Source organism: Pseudomonas sp. S2_A02, assembly GCF_054668495.1.
Genome location: NZ_CP162776.1, coordinates 39035 through 60282, shown reverse-complemented (window position 1 = coordinate 60282; position 21248 = coordinate 39035). Strand labels below are relative to the sequence as shown.

14 protein-coding genes, 1 pseudogene and 2 riboswitches are annotated in these 21248 nt (G+C 60.8%); of the genes and pseudogenes, 6 read left to right on the top strand and 9 right to left on the bottom strand.

What is annotated here, in order from left to right:
• Position 1: 1 nt before the first annotated feature.
• Both AB4O41_RS00215 and AB4O41_RS00210 read right to left on the bottom strand, forming a co-directional pair.
• Entirely contained in the window at positions 2-664 is a 663-nt protein-coding gene (locus AB4O41_RS00215) for an amino acid ABC transporter permease (protein ID WP_105341167.1), read from the bottom strand.
• A 52-nt stretch (positions 665-716) separates the two neighbouring features.
• Positions 717-1565 carry a transporter substrate-binding domain-containing protein gene (locus tag AB4O41_RS00210; RefSeq protein ID WP_460145698.1) on the bottom strand — a complete coding sequence of 283 codons (849 nt, stop codon included), beginning with the start codon at positions 1563-1565 and terminating at the stop codon, positions 717-719.
• 342 nt (positions 1566-1907) lie between these two features.
• Between AB4O41_RS00210 and AB4O41_RS00205 the strand changes: the two are divergent.
• A pseudogene (locus AB4O41_RS00205) lies at positions 1908-2351 on the top strand (thioredoxin family protein); the annotation flags it as partial.
• Positions 2352-2510: 159 nt separating this feature from the next.
• Here the strand turns inward: AB4O41_RS00205 and AB4O41_RS00200 are convergent.
• The 5 genes from AB4O41_RS00200 to cobW all read right to left on the bottom strand — a co-directional run bounded on the left by AB4O41_RS00200 (position 2511) and on the right by cobW (position 11101).
• Complete coding sequence (locus AB4O41_RS00200; protein WP_460145697.1) at positions 2511-4157, bottom strand: phospholipase D-like domain-containing protein; 1647 nt, start codon at positions 4155-4157, stop codon at positions 2511-2513.
• Positions 4158-4342: 185 nt separating this feature from the next.
• Positions 4343-4888, bottom strand: a complete 546-nt coding sequence (locus AB4O41_RS00195) for a vWA domain-containing protein (protein ID WP_460145696.1) — start codon at positions 4886-4888, stop codon at positions 4343-4345.
• A gap of 119 nt (positions 4889-5007) precedes the next feature.
• Positions 5008-6015 carry an ATP-binding protein gene (locus tag AB4O41_RS00190; RefSeq protein ID WP_460145695.1) on the bottom strand — a complete coding sequence of 336 codons (1008 nt, stop codon included), beginning with the start codon at positions 6013-6015 and terminating at the stop codon, positions 5008-5010.
• Between the two features lie 154 nt (positions 6016-6169).
• Positions 6170-10036 carry a cobaltochelatase subunit CobN gene (cobN, locus tag AB4O41_RS00185; protein WP_460145694.1) on the bottom strand — a complete coding sequence of 1289 codons (3867 nt, stop codon included), beginning with the start codon at positions 10034-10036 and terminating at the stop codon, positions 6170-6172.
• Between the two features lie 3 nt (positions 10037-10039).
• Complete coding sequence (cobW, locus tag AB4O41_RS00180) at positions 10040-11101, bottom strand: cobalamin biosynthesis protein CobW (protein WP_460145693.1); 1062 nt, start codon at positions 11099-11101, stop codon at positions 10040-10042.
• 100 nt (positions 11102-11201) lie between these two features.
• Positions 11202-11417, bottom strand: a riboswitch (cobalamin riboswitch).
• Positions 11418-11671: 254 nt separating this feature from the next.
• Positions 11672-11899, top strand: a riboswitch (cobalamin riboswitch).
• 121 nt (positions 11900-12020) lie between these two features.
• On the opposite strand from cobW, the gene AB4O41_RS00175 reads away from it, so the two are divergent.
• The 4 genes from AB4O41_RS00175 to cobM all read left to right on the top strand — a co-directional run bounded on the left by AB4O41_RS00175 (position 12021) and on the right by cobM (position 14170).
• The gene (locus AB4O41_RS00175; protein WP_095053480.1) at positions 12021-12212 is read left to right on the top strand and encodes a CbtB domain-containing protein; all 192 of its coding nucleotides are present in this window, start codon (positions 12021-12023) and stop codon (positions 12210-12212) included.
• A gap of 11 nt (positions 12213-12223) precedes the next feature.
• Positions 12224-12931 (top strand): CbtA family protein, encoded by a 708-nt coding sequence (locus AB4O41_RS00170; protein WP_460145692.1) that lies wholly within the window; start codon positions 12224-12226, stop codon positions 12929-12931.
• The gene (locus tag AB4O41_RS00165) at positions 12928-13341 is read left to right on the top strand and encodes a cobalamin biosynthesis protein (RefSeq protein WP_460145691.1); all 414 of its coding nucleotides are present in this window, start codon (positions 12928-12930) and stop codon (positions 13339-13341) included. Before AB4O41_RS00170 ends, AB4O41_RS00165 begins: the two co-directional genes overlap by 4 nt.
• An 82-nt stretch (positions 13342-13423) precedes the next feature.
• A complete protein-coding gene (gene cobM / locus AB4O41_RS00160) occupies positions 13424-14170 on the top strand; it encodes a precorrin-4 C(11)-methyltransferase (protein WP_367375262.1) in 747 nt (248 codons plus the stop codon).
• A gap of 159 nt (positions 14171-14329) precedes the next feature.
• On the opposite strand, the gene nfuA is transcribed toward cobM, so the two are convergent.
• Both nfuA and AB4O41_RS00150 read right to left on the bottom strand, forming a co-directional pair.
• Positions 14330-14914, bottom strand: a complete 585-nt coding sequence (gene nfuA / locus AB4O41_RS00155) for a Fe-S biogenesis protein NfuA (RefSeq protein WP_028621370.1) — start codon at positions 14912-14914, stop codon at positions 14330-14332.
• Positions 14915-15056: 142 nt separating this feature from the next.
• Positions 15057-17342: a fatty acid cis/trans isomerase gene (locus tag AB4O41_RS00150; protein WP_460145690.1), complete on the bottom strand. Its 2286-nt coding sequence runs from the start codon at positions 17340-17342 to the stop codon at positions 15057-15059.
• A gap of 155 nt (positions 17343-17497) precedes the next feature.
• On the opposite strand from AB4O41_RS00150, the gene metH reads away from it, so the two are divergent.
• Positions 17498-21208 (top strand): methionine synthase, encoded by a 3711-nt coding sequence (gene metH / locus AB4O41_RS00145; protein WP_460145689.1) that lies wholly within the window; start codon positions 17498-17500, stop codon positions 21206-21208.
• Positions 21209-21248: the final 40 nt, after the last annotated feature.

Sequence of the window (21248 nt, the reverse complement as noted above, 5' to 3'; positions counted from 1 at the left end):
CCTATCGGCGAATCGCCAGACGCTGCTCGAGGTAACGCAGCATCATGGCAATGAGGTAACAGGCCGCAACATAGAGCGCTGTGGTCACCAGCCAGGTTTCAATCACCCGGTAGCTCTCGACATTGATCTTGCGCGCGTAATAGGTCAGCTCCGGCACGGCAATCGCCGCCGCCAGCGAGGTGTCCTTGAATAGCGAAATGAAGTTGTTCGACAGGGCCGGCAGCACATTGCGCAGCATCACCGGCACGGTGATGTACGCCTTGACCTGCCACTCTCCGAGCCCGATGGCCAGGCCGGCTTCACGTAGCCCCTTGGGAATGCTCAACAGACCACCGCGAAACACTTCGGTCAGGTACGCCCCGGCATACAGCGACAGGGTGATGATGAACGACGGGATCTTGTCCAGACGAATCCCAAGGCTCGGCAACGCGAAGTAGATCAACAGAATCAACACCAGAATCGGCGTATTACGGATCACCGTCACATACACCGACGCCAGCACCCGCAATGCGCGATGCTTTGATAGCAACGCAAACGCCATCAGCAGGCCGATCACGCAGCCGATGGCGATCGACACCAGCGCCAACTCAAGGCCCAGACCGAGCCCCGCCAGCAAGGTGTCGAAGTCGCGCCAGACGGCGGCAAAATTCAACTGATAGTTCATGGTCAGCAGTACCTTGAGCGGGGCGATTTAGAACCGCCCCGCTCTCACAGGATCATTTGTATTCGACGGGGAAACCGATCGTAGGTGTCGGAAGGTCTACGCCGAACCACTGTTTGAACGACGCCGCGTAAGTCGGAAACTCAACGCCAGTCATGCCTTCATGCAGCACGGTGTTGACGAAGTTCAGCCAGTCCTGGTCGCCGCGCTTGACCGCACACGCGTAGGTTTGCGGGCTCCAGGCGTAGGTCGGACTGCGATAGCGACCAGGGTTCTGCACCATCAGATATTTCACCGACGACTGATCGGTGGCCGCCGCGTCGGCACGGCCGGAGTTCACCGCCTGATACATCAAATCCACGCTGTCGTACTGATCGACCTTGGCCTTGGGCAGCGCCTGATGCACCAGTTCTTCGGCGTACACGTTCTGCAGCACCGCCACGATCACACCGTCACCGGCAGCTTTCAGGTCGTCGATTTCCTTGTATTTGCTGTTGGCCGGCAACAACAGGCCCACGCCTTCGCGGTAGTACGGCAGGGTGAACGCCACTTGCTGGGCGCGGCTGGCGGTCACAGTGATGAACTGGCAACTCATGTCGACCTTGTCGGTCAGCAGATTGGGAATCCGCGCATCGGACGACTGCACCACGAACTCGACCTTGCTCGGGTCATTGAACAACCCTTTGGCCACCATCCGCGCGATATCAATATCAAAACCCTGCAACTTGCCATCCGCTCCCTGGAAGTGCCACGGCGCATTGGTACTGCCCGTGCCCACGATCAACTTTCCACGGGTCAGCACGCTGTCGAGCTTGCTGTCTGCCGCTTGGGCGACACCCATGACAGCGGCCGAAGCCGCGAGAACGAAAACACACGCTTTAAACAACGAAGGTCGGCGATGCATGGCAAGCACTCCAGGGTCATGTTTATTCCGCTATACCGGAAGTAGGTATGTAACAACGGAATAGACAGCAGAAAGTGTGCCACAGGTAATGAGCGGAATCTCGGGGGAATTGAAAAGTGTTTTGAATCAGATGGATGCGCGTTAGCGCGAAGAATGCGTTACGAAACGCACAAATAAGAGAACGCTACCGTGGGACACAACGCTCGAGTACTTGCACCACATCTGAAGCCATAGCGATTCAAAATGAAGCAGAGCCCTACCTGTAATTTCTGACAGTAGACCCATCTGCTGGCCTCCTTTAACGTCGACAGGCCTTCGATTGTCTTTGAAAAGGAGATTTCAATGAGCTCGATGAACACCCACCTGACCATGGCTGCGGTCTACCGCAAGGCGCTGAAAACCTGGCGCCCGGTGATTCTGTATTTCGGCAGCCAACACTGTCCTGCCTGCGAAATGGCCGGGCCGATTTTTCGTCAGATTGCAGAGCCCTATCGGCATCACGCGCAAATCTACATGCTCAACACCGGCGAATCGCCCAAGCATCCGGATGTAACCGGAACACCCACTGTGCTGTTCTACAAGGAGGGGAAGTTGCTGAAAAAGCTCAAGGGGATTGGAACCCGGGAAACGCTTGAAGAAGACTTCAAAAAGCACATTGGCAAGCTCAGGCCCAAGCAGATTGCCCGCAAACCCCGCCACGACTTGCCATGGTTGCAGAAAACCTTGAGCACTTTATGCACCGCGCCTCGGGCACGAGAGCTGTTGAATGTGCGTTTGATCAGTCATCTGGGCGATCGCCTTCGCGAGCAAACCCTGATGCCGGTAAGACGCAGAACCCTGTGGGAGCGAGCCTGCTCGCGATGAGGACCTCACATTCAACATATCTGTTGACTGATCAACTGCTATTGCGAGCAAGCTCGCTCCCACAGGGAATCACCAGGCTGTTTATCGTCCGGCGAAGCGCAACCGCGACAGCATGCGCAGATCGCCCTGGAGGTAATAATCATCGGTCCAGCTGTCATCCGGAGCCAACGGCCGGACCTGCTTGAGTTGCAGTTTTTTTGCAAAGTAACGGAACCGGTAATGCTCGTAAAAGCGCAGCAGTTCCAGCCCGTAACGATCGGCCAGGTCGGTGTCGCCACGGATGATCAGGTAGTTCTCGTCATTGCCGTTACTGGCCGCTTCACTAAGGTTGTGGCTGCCGCTGATGATGGTCGGTGTATCGCTGGTGAAGTCGACGACGATGGCTTTGGTGTGCACCAGCAGGTTGCCCTTCTGGCCTTTCATGTTTTCCTTGAGCCAGCCTTCCAGGCCGGTGTTGAGCAGCGCGGTGGCGGCGAACTCGGCGGTGCGGTCGGCGTGGAAACCGGTGATGCTGCTGACGGTGTTTTGCAAACCGTAACGCAAGATGTCGTCATGGGGCCGGCCGAGCAAGGCGTTGAGTATTTCGTCCGGCAAGGTGAACGCAGTGACAAACAACAGGTCTTTTTTGGCTGACTCGATGATTTCGACGAACTCACGCAAATCGCCCTGGCCCGAGCGCGGTGAAAATCCGGCGAACAACGATTGGTGGGGCTGCATCGGATTGTTTTCCGTGAGCCATTCCCGAGTGGCGCCGACGTCCGCCGGTGTGGACCAGACCTGCTCGAAGGTTTGCAGGTAACTGGCGCCGATTCGGGCATCGTCCAGCACATGCACAACGTTAGCCTGACGATAAACACCGTTAGCTGTGAAGTTGGTACTGCCGCAGAGTACCGCTTCGGGCTGGTGCTGCCCCGCCCCGTCGAGTCGGCTCAGGACGATGAATTTGTTGTGAAAAATGTTGTGGGTGACTCGCCCGCGTTTGTTCGCCGCCGGGATTTTTTCCAGGCTGGCTTCGTTCAGCGCAGTGGTGTCTTCGTCCAGTTGGGCATGGTACAGAACCCGAACCTTTACGCCGCGCTCGAAAGCGGCGTTCACTGCATCGACGATCACTTTCAACTGGTATTCATAAATCGCGATGTCCAGCGCCCACTGACCATCCTCGGCCCGTTCGATGAACCCCAGCAAGCGTGCGAGCAGACCATTTTCCAACCATTGCCGTGGGGCGTCGGGCCATTCTTCGATGGGCAGTTTCTTGTTGACGCTGAGCAGCGCATCAACGTCAGCGAACTTGCGCTGGAAAGCCTGACTGGCGGCCACCGCTCGATTGAAGATAACGCTCTGCCCCTCGGGCAGGCCATTGTCGGTGCTGACCGTCACTTCCAGGAATTCACCCAGTTGTGGCGCATCGGCGGTGCCGTAGGCCAGGTGAATCCGATAATGGATCGTCACGCCCGGATTGACTGCGTAATCGGCCCAGCGAAACTTCTGCAACGGCGCGGTATCGCTGGGGGTGGCGTGAAACTGGGGGAATGTATGAGCCTTGCCGGGGAAGGTCAGGCTGTTGAACAGAAACAACCAGGGTTTGCTGCCTTGCTGTTTTTCGATGGCGAAACCCAGCAGGCCTTTGCGGCGGGGTTCGGCCAGATCGATCGCCAGCAACACGCCGTTGGTGCCAGCGTAAGCTTTGACGCGAAAATCGTCTTGATCGTTGCGGGCTAGAACGCGCATGGGTCACTCCTGTGATTGGCTTGCTTACAGCAGCATAGGGCAGCGATGCAGATGAACTGCGATTATCCGATTCCGAGGTGATGCCATCGCGAGCAGGCTCGCTCCCACATGGGACTTGTAAACGCCGCTGATCAAATGTGGGAGCGAGCCTGCTCCCGATGGGGTCAATACAGTCAGCACAAAACTCAACCTGAAATCAGCTCATCGATATGTCGATAATCAACTTGCAACTGCGCTGCCATCACCTTTGCCCGGCCAAGATGAATCGGTCCGCGCTCAATGTCGATCAGCAGCCCCGGACACTTCAGCGCCGGCAACGTTGACCACTCCTTCACCCGTCCATCCGTCACCAGCAACAGCCGTTGCTGCTCTGCCGGAAAGCGCTTTTGCCGTGCCGCCAGCCAACGTCCTGCCTCGCCCAGCGCCGCCAGCATCGGCGTTCCGCCGCCGGCACCGAGCCCGTCGAGCCAGTCGCGCAAGCCAGCGGAGGCTTTCAACCCTTGCACCTGCCACTTCGGCACATGGCCGCTGGCAGTCAGCAAAGCCAAACGCGCACGCTGTCGATAGGCATCGTCGAACAGTTGCGCCAGCAAGCCCTTGGCATCGCTCAACGCCTGATGGCGCCGGGTCGAGGCCGAGGCGTCGACGATCACCAGCCATAATTCATGAGGACTGCGGGTGCGCAGGTGAAACAGCACATCGTCGCGCTGACGCGGTCGGCCATTGAGCAAGGTGCCGGGCCAATTGATCGATCCGCCACGGGCTGCGTGACGCTTGCCCTGCTTACCGTGATCCAGCCGTCCTGCGCGGGGTCTGGCATTCGCCCCCGCGTCTGATCGAGGGCGAATGCCTAGGGCTTTTTTGGCCAGCTCGGCACTTCACGTCGAGCGCCGACCGGCAGCGCCTGGGCGGGCATTTCGCCCCACTGGCCCTGACCTTCGCTCGGGTTGGCGTTCTGGTTGGAAGGCGGCTGCGCTGCGGGTGATTGGTGTGGCGCCGGTGGCGAGTGTTCGCGACGACGATGACGCAAGGCAAACTCGGCGACCGCGTCGATATCGTCCTCGCTGATCGCGTTCCCGCCCCGCCATGCCGCGTGAGCCCGGGCCGCACGTAACCAGACCAGATCGGCCCGCAGACCATCGACGCCCGCAGCAAAGCAACGCTCGGTGATCTGCGCCAGCGCGGCATCGTCGAGGGGAATGTTCGCCAGTGCTGAACGCGCCTTTCGGCAACGCTCGCGCAGCGCGTGTTGCTGGCTTTCCCACTCGGCGCAGAACCCTTGCGGGTCGCTGTCGAAATCCAGTCGGCGACGGATGATCTGACCGCGCTCCGAAGGTGCGGTGTGGCCACCGAGGGCTACGTTCAGACCAAAGCGGTCGAGCAATTGCGGACGCAATTCGCCCTCTTCCGGGTTCATGGTGCCGATCAGCACAAACTTCGCCGAATGCCGATGGGAAATCCCGTCGCGCTCGATCAGGTTGGTGCCACTGGCGGCCACGTCGAGCAGCAAGTCCACGAGGTGATCGGGCAGCAGATTGACTTCATCGACATACAACACGCCGCCGTCGGCCTTGGCCAGTACGCCGGGGGAAAACTGTGCGCGCCCCTCGCTCAGGGCCGCGTCGAGGTCGAGGGTGCCAACCAGCCGTTCTTCGGTGGCGCCTAGCGGCAAGGTGACGAATTGACCGCTGGCCAACAAGTCCGCCAAGCCTCGGGCCAGGGTGGATTTGGCCATGCCGCGCGGGCCCTCGATCAGCACGCCACCGATTTTCGGGTCGATGGCGGTGAGGTACAGCGCGAGCTTCAAGTCATCGGCGCCGACCACGGCGGAGAGCGGGAAATGGGGGGTGTCGGTCATTTTCAAATCTCAGTCATGGTCGGTGGCAGGCACACCTTGTACCTGTGGGAGCGTGGCTTGCCCGCGAAGGCGTCCGCTCAGTCGAAATCAATGTTGATTGTGAGGGCCTCTTCGCGGGCAAGCCACGCTCCCACAGGTTAGCGGTGCCAGAGACTTACCCGTCTTCTTCGATGTCCAGCAACAAATTCTCCAGCGCCTCGCGGTACTCACCCGGTTCTTTCCACATCCCTCGTTGCTGCGCTTCGAGCATGCGCTCGGTCATGTCGCGCAAGGCATGGGGATTGTGTTCGCGGACAAACTCCCGGGTCGCCGGATCGAGCAAATAGGCATCCGCCAGCAACGCATATTGGTGGTCGTCGATCAACTGCGTGGTGGCGTCGAACGCAAACAGGTTATCGACCGTCGCCGCCAGTTCGAACGCGCCTTTATAGCCGTGACGCTTGACCCCGTCGATCCATTTCGGATTGGCTGCACGGGAACGGATCACCCGGTTCAGCTCTTCCTTCAAGGTGCGAATCTTAGGCAAGTCCGGCTGACTGTGGTCGCCGTGATAACTGGCCGCTGCTTCACCGCTGAGACTTTCGACGGCCGCCAGCATGCCACCCTGGAACTGGTAATAGTCGTTGGAATCGAGCAAGTCGTGTTCGCGGTTGTCCTGGTTTTGCAACACTGCCTGCACCTGGCTCAGACGCTGGGCGAACTGTTCGCGGGCGGCGGTGCCTTCATCGGAGCCGCCGTAAGCGTAGCCGCCCCAGTTCAGGTAAACCTCGGCCAAGTCCTCACGGCTTTGCCACAAGCGACCGTCGATGGCGCCCTGCACGCCCGCGCCGTAAGCACCCGGTTTGGCGCCGAAGATGCGCCAGCCGGCCTGCCGCCGCGCAGCGTCTTCATCCAGACCGGATTCCAGCAGCGCTTGCCACTCAGCGCGGACCTTGGCCGCCAACGGGTTGAGATCGTCCGGTTCATCCAGCGCGGCGACCGCTTGCACGGCGGCGTCGAACAACCGGATCAGGTTGGCAAAGGCATCGCGGAAGAATCCGGAAACGCGCAAGGTCACATCCACGCGCGGGCGGTCCAGCAGGCTCAACGGCAGAATTTCGAAGTCGTCGACCCGTTGACTGCCCGTCGCCCACACCGGTCGCACGCCCATCAGCGCCATGGCCTGGGCAATGTCGTCGCCGCCGGTGCGCATGGTCGCGGTGCCCCAGACCGACAAGCCGAGCTGCCGCAGGTGATCGCCGTGGTCCTGCAAGTGCCGTTCGAGAATCAGGTTCGCGGACTGGAAGCCGATGCGCCACGCGGTGGTGGTCGGCAGGTTGCGCACGTCCACCGAATAGAAATTGCGCCCGGTGGGCAGCACGTCCAACCGGCCGCGACTCGGTGCGCCGCTCGGGCCGGCCGGGACGAATCGACCGCTGAGGGCGTCCAGCAAGCCGCGCATTTCTGCCGGGCCGCAGGCGTCCAGGCGTGGGGCGACCACTTCGCGCAGGCTCTCAAGGATGGCGCTGACGTCAGCCCACGCAAGACCCTGTGGGAGCGGGCTTGCCCGCGATAGCGGTGGGTCAGATAAATCAATGTCGACTGACACGCCGCCTTCGCGGGCAAGCCCGCTCCCACAGGGGTCGTGGTGGGCTTGAGATGGGTTCAGTGTCAGCAAGATCAGTTCAGCGGCAAATAGCTCCAGTCGCTCGCGGGTATCGCCCGCTGTGCGCCATAGCTCATCGCTGACCGACAACAGGGCATCCGGACGCAGCCCGACCCAAGGCTCAGCCAACGCGCAATCCAGCGGATCGAAGCCCAATTCAAACGCCTTGGCCAATGCCCGCAGCAAGCTCGATTGCGCCCCACGGCCATCGCCGCGAGGAATGCGCAGCAAAGCCAATAAGGTGTCGATGCGTAACCGCCCGACCGGCGACTCGCCAAACACGTGCAGGCCATCACGGATCTGCGACTCCTTCAAGTCGCACAAATACGTGTCCAGACGCGGCAACCAGATCGCCGCGTCGGCGTCACTGTCGAGCTTTTCGTCGAGCTGCAGTTCACGGTCGATGTGCGTGTCGCGCACCAGTTGCAGAATGTCGCGTTGCAACTCCCGGGCGCGGCGCGGATCGAGCAATTGCGCTTCGTAATACTCGTCGGCCAACAATTCGAGATTACGCAGCGGACCGTAGGTTTCGGCGCGGGTCAGCGGCGGCATCAGGTGATCGATGATCACCGCCTGCGTACGACGCTTGGCCTGGGCGCCCTCGCCCGGGTCATTGACGATAAACGGGTAGATGTTCGGCAGCGGCCCGAGCAATGCGTCCGGCCAGCAGTTTTCCGACAACCCAACGCCCTTGCCCGGCAGCCATTCGAGGTTGCCGTGCTTGCCGACGTGGATCACGCCGTGAGCGCCGTAGGTGTTGCGCAACCAGAAGTAGAACGCCAGATAGCCGTGGGGCGGCACCAAGTCCGGGTCGTGATACACCGCGCTCGGGTCCACCTGGTAACCCCGGGCGGGCTGAATGCCAACGAAAGTCAGGCCGAAGCGCAGACCGGCAATCATCATTCGTCCGCCACGGAACATTGGATCATTTTCGGGGGCGCCCCAGCGCTCCAGCACGGCTTGGCGATTGGCCTCGGGCAGCGCGTTGAATATCAGGTTGTAATCGTCCAGCGCGAGGCTTTGATGACAGGGACGCTGGTCGAGGGTGTCGAGGTCGTTGCTGACGCCGCCGAGCAATTGCTGGATCAACGCGGTGCCACTGTCCGGCAACTCGGCCGGCAGCGGATAACCTTCGACATGCAGGGCACGGAGGATATTCAGTGCGGCAGCCGGTGTATCGAGACCCACGCCATTGCCGATGCGCCCATCGCGAGTCGGGTAGTTGGCGAGGATCAGGGCGATGCGTTTTTCGCCGTTGGGCACTCGCACCAGATCGATCCAGCGCCGCGCCAGTTCGGCGACAAAATCCATGCGCTCAGGTGCAGGCCGGTAGCAGACCACGTCGGACTGACTGCGCTCGCTGCGCCACGCCAGATCCTTGAAGCTGATCGGCCGACTGATGATTCGCCCATCCAGCTCCGGCAGCGCGATATGCATCGCCAAATCACGGGGACCGAGGCCTTGTTCGCTGGCGCGCCAACCGGGTTCATTGTCCTGGGCGCAGATCGCCTGGATCACCGGAATGTTGCGGCGAAACGGTCGCAGATGCGGCGCTTCGGGGCTGGACTGGGCGAAACCGGTGGTGTTGAGAATCACCCCCGCCTCGACTTCATCCAGCAAGTCCTCAACCACCGTCAGGCAGCCGGGCTCTTTCAAACTGGCCAGCGCAATCGGCAACGGATTCAACCCCGCCGCCTGCAAACGCTGGCAGAAAATATCGATGAAACCAGTATTCGCCGCCTGCAGATGCGAGCGGTAAAACAGCACCGCCGCCACCGGCTGATCAGCTTGCCAGTCGGCTTGCCAATCCTTCAGTTCTGCGGGGCTTTTTTGCGGATGGTAAATCGCGGTGCGTGGCAGGGTTTGCGGCTCGGACCATGGGTAGTTACGGCCCAGCCAGCGATTAGCGAGGCAGCGAAACAGGTCGAGTGCGTTGGCCATGCCGCCCTGACGCAGGAAGTGCCAGAGCCGGTCGCGGTCTTGCGCGGTTACGGTGCTCAGGTCACTCAGTTCCGGGTCCGGGCGATCATCCCCCGGCACCAGAATCAGCTGAACGCCGCGTTCGGATAATTCCACCAGCCGCTCAATGCCATAACGCCAATAGGCGATGCCGCCGTGCAGCGAAATCAGAATAACCTTGGCGTGGCGCAGCACTTCGTCGACATAGAGATCGACCGAGGCGTGATTCTGCACCTGCATCGGGTTAGCCAGGCGCACGCTCGGGTAATCGTCGGGCAACTGCTGCGCCGCTTCGGCGAGCAACGCCAGGCTGGAGTCACCGCTGCACAGGATCACCAGCTCGGCGGGGGTTTGTCCAAGGTCGGCAATGTTGTCATCCGACACGAAACCGCCGGGCTGGGTCCTGAGCAGGTGCATGGTTTAAACGCTGAGCGCAGCGCGCAATTGCGCTTCGAGCTGAGCGGCGTCCAGATCCTGACCGATCAACACCAGACGGGTGGTGCGCGCTTCTTCAGTGCCCCACTGACGGTCAAAGTGCTTGTCGAAACGCGTGCCCACGCCCTGGATCAGCAGGCGCATCGGCTTGTTCGGCACCGCTGCAAAACCTTTAACCCGAAGGATGCCGTGCTGGACCACCAATTGAGTCAGTGCATCCATCAGCAGGCTTTCGTCGGCTTGTGGCAGCTCGATCGAGATGGAATCGAACGCGTCATGGTCGTGATCATCTTCACCTTCATGGTGATGATCGTGATGGCTGTGGCGGCTGTCGATGTGCTCTTCGGAACCGGCACCGAGGCCGATCAGCACGTCAAGTGGCAGACGGCCGCTGCTGGCTTCGATGACTTTCACCGCTGGCGGCAGTTCTTCGGCGACTTCCAGGCGCACACGGGCCAGGTCGTCAGCGCTGATCAGGTCGGCCTTGTTGAGGATCACCAGGTCGGCGCTGGCCAGTTGGTCGGCAAACAGCTCGTGCAGCGGCGATTCGTGGTCCAGGTTCGGGTCGAGTTTGCGCTGGGCATCAACCTGATCCGGGAACGCAGCGAAGGTACCAGCAGCCACGGCCGGGCTGTCGACCACGGTGATCACCGCGTCAACCGTGCAGGCGCTGCGGATTTCTGGCCATTGGAAGGCTTGAACCAAAGGTTTTGGCAAGGCCAGGCCCGAAGTTTCGATGAGGATGTGGTCGAGGTCGCCGCGACGAGCGACCAGTTCGCGCATCACCGGGAAGAATTCTTCCTGAACTGTGCAGCACAGGCAGCCGTTGGCCAGCTCATAGACGCGACCGTTGGCTTCTTCTTCGGTGCAACCGATCGAGCACTGCTTGAGGATCTCGCCATCGATGCCAAGCTCGCCGAACTCGTTGACGATCACCGCGATGCGGCGGCCCTGGGCGTTGTCGAGCATGTGGCGCAGCAAGGTGGTTTTGCCCGAGCCGAGGAAGCCGGTAACGATGGTGACAGGGAGTTTGGCCAGTGTTTTCATCGGATGCCCTTTGGCAAGGTGGCGGGCATACGGGACGACAATCGCTGCGGCAGGTGCGCGCACAAGAGTTTCGCCACCGGATCACCCCGCCCGGTTGAAAGTGAGAATCTGTGTCGAGGCAGGTCTCCTGGCTGACGGTGTGCCGGCCTTATTGGCCTGGCATTCGCTGCGCCTTCCCGCGAACCTGATGGATCAGGGCTTGCAGTGGCGTGGCAGCGAACATCACCGTTCACAGTTGCGGGGGCAGCCGCGGCATCGACCGCGTTCCCTTCTTAGCTTCGGCAGATGCCGAAGAACCTCGAAAGCGCAAGGCTACGCATCGTGTGGGGGCGGGTCAATCACTGAGCACGCCACAGCCCCCCTTGATTGATCGTTCCCACGCTCTGCGTGGGAATGCAGCCCGGGACGCTCTGCGTCCCATCCAGAGCCGAACGCGGAGCGTCCGTTGAGGCATTCCCACGCAGAGCATGGGAACGATCAAAACGGGGGCAAGCCCCCTCGCCACAGGCAAGCCCCTACCACAGAGTTGAGAACCCTTGCCAATTGACGCCCAACCCCCGCCCATGCTCTCCTACACACCTTGTTACGGGTGCCCTTCACAGGGTGAAACGGGAAACCGGTGAATCATGTGCTTTACTCTTAAGCCATGCCAGTCCGGTGCTGCCCCCGCAACGGTAAGCGAGTGAAGCGTCAGATCCACTGTGCCCGTCATACGGCATGGGAAGGTGATGCTTGCAGGTGTCGGCGCAAGCCCTGCCCCTCGCGAGCCCGGAGACCGGCCCGCAACACAAAGTGACTTTTACGTTCACTGAATAACAAACCCGCGGTGGGCGGGCGCTGTTCGAAATCTCTGCGTGCCCCGGCGTGCGGCGGTTTTCATGCGCTCTATTCACCCGCTGACAGACCAGAGGGAAGCGCCATGTCGATCATCAGCAGTACCGCCAGTAGCACCGCCAGCACCACTTCAACCTTGAGCCAACGCCTGACCGCCGCTTTTTGTGCGTCGATCCTTGGCGCGTGCCTGGTGTACTTCGCCGGTTTCTCGCACATCGAAGCGGTACACAACGCCGCGCACGACACCCGTCACAGCTCTGCCTTTCCGTGCCATTGAGACCTGCTGACATGATCAAGCGTATTGCGCAAACCGCAGGTTTCACCGGGTTGCTGGCCGCCCTGCTGCTGACCCTGCTGCAAAGCTTTTGGGTTGCCCCGCTGATTTTGCAGGCCGAGACCTACGAAAAATCCGAGCCGGCTGCTGTCGAAGTCCACGAGCACGATGCTGGCGCTGTCGCCGCTCATACCCACGACGCCGAAACATGGGAGCCGGAAGACGGCTGGCAGCGCGTGCTGTCAACCACCGGCGGCAATCTGGTGGTAGCGGTCGGTTTCGCCCTGATGCTCGCGGGCCTCTACACCTTGCGCGCTCCACGCCGTACCTCTCAGGGCCTGCTCTGGGGTCTGGCCGGTTATGCGACGTTCGTGCTGGCGCCAACCCTCGGCCTGCCACCTGAGCTGCCGGGCACTGCCGCAGCAGATCTGGCGCAACGGCAGATCTGGTGGATTGGCACTGCCGCGTCCACCGCTGTCGGCATCGCGCTGATCGTGTTCAGCCGCCACTGGCTGATGAAGATCCTCGGCGTGGCGATCCTGGCCGTGCCTCATGTGATCGGTGCACCGCAACCGGAAGTGCATTCGATGCTGGCTCCGGAAGCCCTGGAAGCGCAGTTCAAAATCGCTTCGCAGCTGACCAACATGGCGTTCTGGCTGGCCCTTGGCCTGATCAGCGCCTGGTTGTTCCGCCGCAAAAGCGATGGCCAGTACTCCGCATGACTGACGTCAGCACAGCGCCGACCCTGGTGGTCGGCCTGGGCTGCCAGCGCGGCTGCCCCGTCAGCACGCTGCGGGCGCTGCTTGATCAAGCGTTACAGGCTCATCAAATCGAGCTTCGTCAGATCAAGGCCTTGGCCAGCATCGACCTCAAGCGCGAAGAGCCCGCCCTGATCGAACTGGCCGAACAGCTGGCATTGCCGTTGACGTATTTCAGCAGCGAACAATTGGCCGGTTATGAACCGCAACTCAGCCACCACTCGGACATCGCGTTCGAACGCACCGGCTGTTACGGCGTAGCGGAAAGTGCCGCGCTGGCACTGGCCGAACAGTTAGCTCAGGCACCGGCAAAGTTGCTGATTCCACGACAAAAATACGCCCAGGCCACCCTGGCATTGGCCAGCGCCGCGTAAAATCCCCGATAATCCCCGCCTTCGATCATGAGCAGTCTTCATCTGAAGCGTGCCCATACCCTTTTTCTGACAGGAAACGACGATGACCGTCTACTTCATTGGCGCAGGCCCCGGCGACCCGGAACTGATCACCGTTAAAGGCCAGCGGTTGATTCGTAGCTGCCCGGTCATCATCTATGCAGGCTCCCTGGTGCCCACTGCTGTGCTGGAGGGTCACCAGGCCGAACAAGTGGTCAACAGCGCCGAACTGCACCTGGAGCAGATCATCGAGCTGATCAAGGCCGCACATGCCAACGGCCAGGACGTGGCCCGGGTGCATTCCGGCGATCCGAGCCTGTACGGCGCGATTGGCGAGCAGATTCGCTACTTGCGTGAGCTCGACATCCCTTTCGAAATCATTCCCGGCGTCACCGCCACTGCCGCCTGCGCGGCGCTTTTGGGGGCCGAGCTAACCCTGCCGGACGTGTCACAGAGCGTGATTCTGACCCGCTACGCCGACAAGACCGCGATGCCGGCCGGTGAAGAGCTCGGTAGTCTGGCGCAGCATGGGGCGACCATGGCGATCCACTTGGGGGTCAATCATCTGGAGAAGATCCTCGCCGAATTGCTGCCGCACTACGGCGCCGATTGCCCGATCGCGGTGATTCATCGGGCGACCTGGCCGGATCAGGATTGGGTGGTGGGGACGCTGGCGGATATTGCCGGGAAGGTTGAAGCCAAGGGGTTTCGCCGCACGGCGCTGATTCTGGTGGGCCGGGTGTTGGGCAGCGATCACTTCAGTGAATCGTCGCTGTATCGCGCGGGGCATGCGCACCTCTACAGACCTTGAGATGATGGTTCCCACGCTCCGCGTGGGAATGCCTCAACGGACGCTCTGCGTCTGCTCTTGGGACGCGGAGCGTCCCGGGCTGCATTCCCACGCTGAGCGTGGGAACGATCAAAAAAACGGTGCTCACGGGCACCGTTTTTTTATGTCGCAGCGAACACCTTAGTAGTAGGCGTTTTCTTTCTGCGTGTGGTCGGTCACGTCACGAACACCCTTGAGCTCGGGAATACGCTCGAGCAAGGTGCGCTCTATGCCTTCGCGCAGGGTGACGTCTGCCTGGCCGCAGCCTTGGCAACCGCCGCCGAATTTCAATACGGCGATGCCGTCGTCGACCACATCAATCAGGCTGACCTGACCGCCGTGGCTGGCCAGCCCCGGGTTGATCTCGGTTTGCAGGTAGTAGTTGATGCGCTCGTTGACCGGGCTGTCGGCGTTGACCATCGGTACCTTGGCGTTTGGCGCCTTGATGGTCAGTTGGCCGCCCATGCGGTCGGTGGCGTAGTCGACTACCGCATCGTCCAGGAATGCTTCGCTGAACGAGTCGATGTAAGCGGTGAAGCTTTTAAGCCCCAGCGCCGTGTCTTCAGGTTTTTCTTCGCCCGGCTTGCAATAGGCAATGCAGGTTTCGGCGTACTGGGTGCCAGGCTGGGTGATAAAGACGCGGATGCCGATACCCGGGGTGTTCTGCTTGGAGAGCAGATCAGCCAGGTAATCGTGGGCGGCGTCGGTAATGGTAATAGCGGTCATGGAAACTCCTCGCAGGCTTGGACGCAGTTTACGCCAATCATCGCGCCACACAAAGTCCTAGTATTTTTGTCGGGAAAGATGCACTGATCCCTTGCGGGAGCCCCCTCGCCACAGGTCGCTCCCACATTGAATTGCAGACATTTCAAAGGTTTTCGTAGCGGTTCATGTCCAGCACGCCCTCTTCCACCGGGTCGGTGTCGTGGATGTAGCGGCTCAGATCATGGAAATACTGCCAAAACTGCGGATGGCTGCGGCGAATGCCCCAGCGTTCGACGACTTTCTCGAAGCTGGCGGAGTCCTTGGCGTTTTCCATCGCGTCGACGAATGCGGGCACTTGCCCCGCCGGGATGTTGAACATGAAGTTCGGGTAACTGCTCAGCACCCCCGGATAGAGAGTCAACGTGTCCAGCCCCGGCTGATAACGCATCGATTCACCGAGCAGGAACGCCACGTTGCTGTGGGCCCGGTTGCGCAGCAGGCTGTAGACCTCGCGCTTGCCGCTTTGGGTCTCGATGCGCAACATCGTGGCTTCTGGCAACTGATCGATGACTTTCAAACCGGCGGCCGGGCGCGAAACTAGCCGGCTCAAGGCCTGTTCGGCGTTCTGCAACGCCAGATCGATGTTCGGCCGCGAGCAGTAAGCGCCACCGCAGCGATTGATCGGATCGGGTTTGGCGTTGAGCTCGCCATAACGGGCCAGCAACTGCAGGGCGAAATCGCGTTTCGGGTCCTTTTCGTCCAGCGTCAGCGCCGTTGGTTTGTCGTTGTCGATGTACTCATAATCCAGCCACATCTTGAACTTGCCGCCGTTCTGATACCAATCGTCGAGGTAGCCGTCCCGTGAGTCGGCCGGCATCAGACGCAAGAAATTCTGCTCGGCACCGTTGCGAATCAGGTCGAAGTACAACCGGGTCTGGGCCTGATGGGATACGTTGCCGAATACATCGAAGTTGACCGCCAACTGGTAATACGTGCGCTCCAGCAACGGGTAATCGAACAGCCAAATGGTTTGCGGGACGTCACCGATCAGGCCTTTGTTCACCGAGGCGCTGTCGAAATGCCGGAAGATGCTCAGCAGCGCGTTGTCATTGCCGGCCCACAGAGTCGACCAGCTCGGTGCCGGCAGGTCGGCGTAGCTGTCGCGGCGCAAGGCTTCGTATTCGTTGCGTTTGTTGCGGTAGTCGTGCCACAGGCTCAGGACACTGCCGACGTCATCGTTCTGCCCCGGCATCGCCAGCAACGGCGTGGCCTGGCCGCGATAGTTCGGGTCGGTGATGTAGAGGTCATGCTCCGGGGCCTGGAACAGCGCCCAGAAGTTGTCGCGAATCACGTCGGTGGCGATCTGGCCACGGCAGACCGGACCACGAATAAAGGTGCGCACGAAGTACTCGGCGTTATCGAGCATGAACTGGTAACGCGCCTGGGCCGGGATTGCCTCAAAGGTCGTGAACGGATTAGCCCGTCGCTCCGCCCCATAACCCGGCAGCGCGTTGACCTGCCAATTGCCGCTGTAAAACAGACTTTTGATCCGCGCCATCTTCGCCGCGCTCAGCGGATAGGTGATGTGGGTCTTGTGCACGATCACGCCTTGCACCGGCCATAGGCGGTAATAGACCTGAGTGCCCGGATCATCATTCGGACGGCGGGTGTTGATCAGATCGATCGGCTGCCCCGTTGGCGTGCGCGAACGTACCCACTGAAAGAAATGCCCCGGCTCGCCGTCCTTGAAATAGAGGTGCGCCAAAAACCAGTGCTCGAACAACCAGCGCCCGACCAGGCTCTCCCGGGCGCCCGGTGCATTGAGCAGGTTTTCCCACTGCACCACCTGCAAGGCTTCCTTGGCGCTGGGTACCAGGCCCTGTTCATCGATTGGCGCGCCGGAGGCCAGCCAGCGTTGCAACGTCTGGTATTGCTGATCGGTCAGGCCGGTGACCGCCAACGGCATGCCTTCTTTCGGGTGGGAGCTGGCGTAGCCGTCGAACTCCGCCGGCATGGCGCACATGTTCTCCCGGTTCAGGCCCAGAACGATGTCTTCCGGCAATTTGGCGTTAGGTTGCAACGAGGTTTTGTGGCCCAGTTCGAGCATCCGCGCCATCAGCGCCGCTTGGCTGCCTTGGGCGTCGAGCACCGAATAAAAGCCTTTTTGCTGCCAGGCACGTTTGCCAAAGGCGTCATAAAACAGCCGGGTCGGTGCTGCGGCCTGACGGCGTTCGCCATCATAGACAGGCGCTTTGGTCGCGCCTCGGGCCGCCCCTTCGCCACTGCCCAGATTGAGCTGACAGGCGGAGTCGTAACAGGCATGGCAGGCCACGCACTTTTCGGTGAAGATCGGTTGAACGTCGCGGACGTAGGAAATATCCGGACCTTGTGCAGCGGCGCCCCCGCTAAAAAACAGCATCAATAGGCTGGTGACGACGCGATACGACATATCCCTAGTCCTGATCATGAGAAAACGCCGCGATTCTACCGGTCTGGCCAGCGCACCAACATGAACGATATTCATGCAAAACCCGCACATGCTCCAAAAGCGCACAGGTTTGTTATTATCCCGCCCCTTCGTCATGGCCTTACCGAGTAGTCCAAATGTCCGATCGCAGCGTTCGCCTTCAAGCTCTCAAGCACGCCCTCAAAGAGCGCATCCTGATTCTCGATGGCGGCATGGGTACGATGATCCAGAGCTACAAGCTCGAGGAGCAGGATTACCGTGGCAAACGCTTCGCCGACTGGCCGAGCGATGTAAAAGGCAACAACGACCTGTTGGTGCTGACGCGCCCGGACGTGATTGGTGCTATTGAAAAAGCTTACCTGGATGCCGGCGCCGACATTCTGGAAACCAACACCTTCAACGCCACCCAAGTGTCCCAGGCCGACTACGGCATGCAGGGCCTGGCGTACGAACTCAACGTAGAAGGCGCACGCCTGGCGCGCAAGGTGGCAGACGCCAAGACCCTGGAAACCCCGGACCGACCACGCTTCGTCGCCGGCGTGCTCGGGCCTACCAGCCGTACCTGCTCGCTGTCGCCTGACGTGAACAACCCCGGTTACCGCAACGTGACCTTCGATGAACTGGTGGAGAACTACACCGAGGCCACCAAAGGCCTGATCGAAGGCGGCGCCGACCTGATCCTGATCGAAACCATTTTCGACACCCTCAACGCCAAAGCCGCGATCTTCGCTGTGCAGGGTGTTTACGAGGAGTTGGGCGTCGAGTTGCCGATCATGATCTCCGGCACCATCACCGACGCCTCTGGCCGCACCCTCTCCGGCCAGACCACCGAAGCGTTCTGGAACTCGGTGGCTCACGCCAAGCCGATCTCCGTCGGCCTGAACTGCGCCCTGGGCGCCAGTGAGCTGCGCCCGTACCTGGAAGAACTGTCAAACAAGGCCAGCACCTACGTGTCGGCGCACCCGAACGCAGGCCTGCCGAACGAGTTCGGCGAGTACGACGAACTGCCAGCGGAAACCGCCAAAGTCATCGAAGAATTCGCCCAAAGCGGCTTCCTGAACATCGTCGGCGGCTGCTGCGGCACCACGCCGGGTCATATCGAAGCCATCGCCAAAGCGGTGGCCGGTTATGCGCCGCGCGAGATTCCGGACATTCCCAAGGCTTGCCGCCTCTCGGGCCTGGAACCGTTCACCATTGATCGCAGCTCGTTGTTCGTCAACGTCGGCGAACGGACCAACATCACCGGTTCCGCCAAATTCGCCCGGCTGATCCGTGAAGACAACTACACCGAAGCCCTGGAAGTCGCCCTGCAGCAGGTCGAAGCCGGCGCCCAGGTGATCGACATCAACATGGACGAAGGGATGCTCGATTCGAAGAAGGCCATGGTGACCTTCCTCAATCTGATTGCCGGTGAACCGGACATCTCCCGCGTGCCGATCATGATCGATTCCTCCAAGTGGGAAGTGATCGAAGCCGGCCTCAAGTGCATCCAGGGCAAGGGCATCGTCAACTCGATCAGCATGAAAGAAGGCGTCGAGCAGTTCATTCATCACGCCAAACTGTGCAAGCGCTACGGCGCCGCCGTGGTGGTGATGGCCTTTGACGAAGCCGGTCAAGCCGACACCGAAGCGCGCAAGAAAGAAATCTGCAAACGCTCCTACGACATTCTGGTCAACGACGTCGGCTTCCCGCCGGAAGACATCATCTTCGACCCGAACATCTTCGCTGTGGCCACTGGCATCGAAGAACACAACAACTACGCTGTGGACTTCATCAACGCCTGTGCCTACATCCGCGACGAACTGCCGTACGCCCTGACCTCCGGCGGTGTGTCGAACGTGTCGTTCTCGTTCCGTGGCAACAACCCGGTGCGCGAGGCGATTCACTCGGTGTTCCTGCTGTATGCGATCCGTAATGGCCTGACCATGGGTATCGTCAACGCCGGCCAACTGGAGATCTACGACCAGATCCCGGCCGAGCTGCGCGACGCCGTCGAAGACGTGATCCTCAACCGCACCCCGGAAGGCACCGACGCCCTCCTCGCCATCGCCGACAAGTACAAGGGCGACGGCAGCGTCAAGGAAGCCGAGACCGAAGAGTGGCGCAACTGGGACGTCAACAAGCGCCTGGAACATGCGCTGGTCAAGGGCATCACCACCCACATCGTCGAAGACACCGAAGAGTCGCGCCTGTCCTTCGCTCGCCCGATCGAAGTGATCGAAGGCCCGCTGATGTCCGGCATGAACATCGTCGGCGACCTGTTCGGCGCCGGCAAAATGTTCCTGCCGCAGGTGGTGAAATCCGCCCGCGTGATGAAGCAGGCCGTGGCCCACTTGATCCCGTTCATCGAACTGGAAAAAGGCGACAAGCCGGAAGCCAAGGGCAAGATCCTCATGGCCACGGTCAAGGGTGACGTGCACGACATCGGCAAAAACATTGTTGGCGTGGTGCTGGGCTGCAACGGCTATGACATCGTCGACCTCGGCGTGATGGTGCCGGCGGAGAAGATCCTGCAAGTCGCCAAAGAGCAGAAGTGCGACATCATCGGCCTGTCCGGTTTGATCACGCCTTCGCTGGACGAAATGGTTCACGTGGCCCGCGAGATGCAGCGTCAGGATTTCCATTTGCCGCTGATGATCGGTGGCGCGACCACCTCCAAGGCGCACACGGCGGTAAAGATCGAGCCCAAGTACAGCAACGACGCGGTGATCTACGTCACCGACGCCTCCCGCGCCGTGGGCGTGGCGACGCAGTTGCTGTCCAAGGAACTGAAGGCCGGTTTCGTCGAGAAGACTCGCCTGGAATACATCGACGTTCGCGAGCGCACCGCCAACCGCAGCGCCCGCACCGAACGCCTGAGCTACCCGGTGGCCATCGCGAAGAAGCCGCAGTTCGACTGGGGCAGCTACGAACCAGTCAAACCGACGTTCACCGGCGCCAAGGTGCTGGATAACATCGACCTGAAGGTGCTGGCCGAATACATCGACTGGACACCGTTCTTCATCTCCTGGGACCTGGCCGGCAAATTCCCGCGCATCCTGCAAGACGAAGTGGTCGGTGAAGCCGCCACCGCGCTGTACGCCGATGCCCAGGAAATGCTCGCCAAGCTGATCGACGAAAAACTCATCAGCGCCCGTGCGGTGTTCGGTTTCTGGCCGGCCAATCAGGTGCGTGACGATGACATCGAAGTCTACGGCGATGACGGCAAGCCATTGGCCAAGCTGCATCACTTGCGCCAGCAGATCATCAAGACCGACGGCAAACCGAACTTCTCCCTGGCCGACTTCGTCGCGCCCAAAGACAGCGGCGTAACCGACTACGTGGGTGGCTTCATCACCACCGCCGGGATCGGCGCCGAAGAAGTGGCCAAGGCCTATCAGGATGCGGGCGACGACTACAACTCGATCATGGTCAAGGCCCTGGCCGACCGTCTGGCCGAGGCCTGCGCCGAATGGTTGCACCAACAGGTGCGTAAAGACTACTGGGGCTATGCCAAGGACGAGACGCTGGACAACGAGGCGTTGATCAAAGAGCAATACACCGGCATCCGCCCTGCTCCGGGCTACCCGGCGTGCCCGGATCACACCGAGAAAGCCACGCTGTTCAAGCTGCTTGACCCGGAAGCGGAAGAACTCAAGGCCGGCCGCAGCGGCGTGTTCCTCACCGAGCACTACGCCATGTTCCCGGCGGCAGCGGTCAGCGGCTGGTACTTCGCTCACCCGCAGGCGCAGTATTTTGCCGTGGGCAAGATCGACAAGGATCAGGTGCAGAGCTACACCTCGCGTAAAGGCCAGGAGTTGAGCGTAACCGAGCGTTGGCTGGCGCCGAACCTCGGCTACGACAACTGAGACACGCTTGAAATCAGGATTCCGACGCCGGTTAACCCGG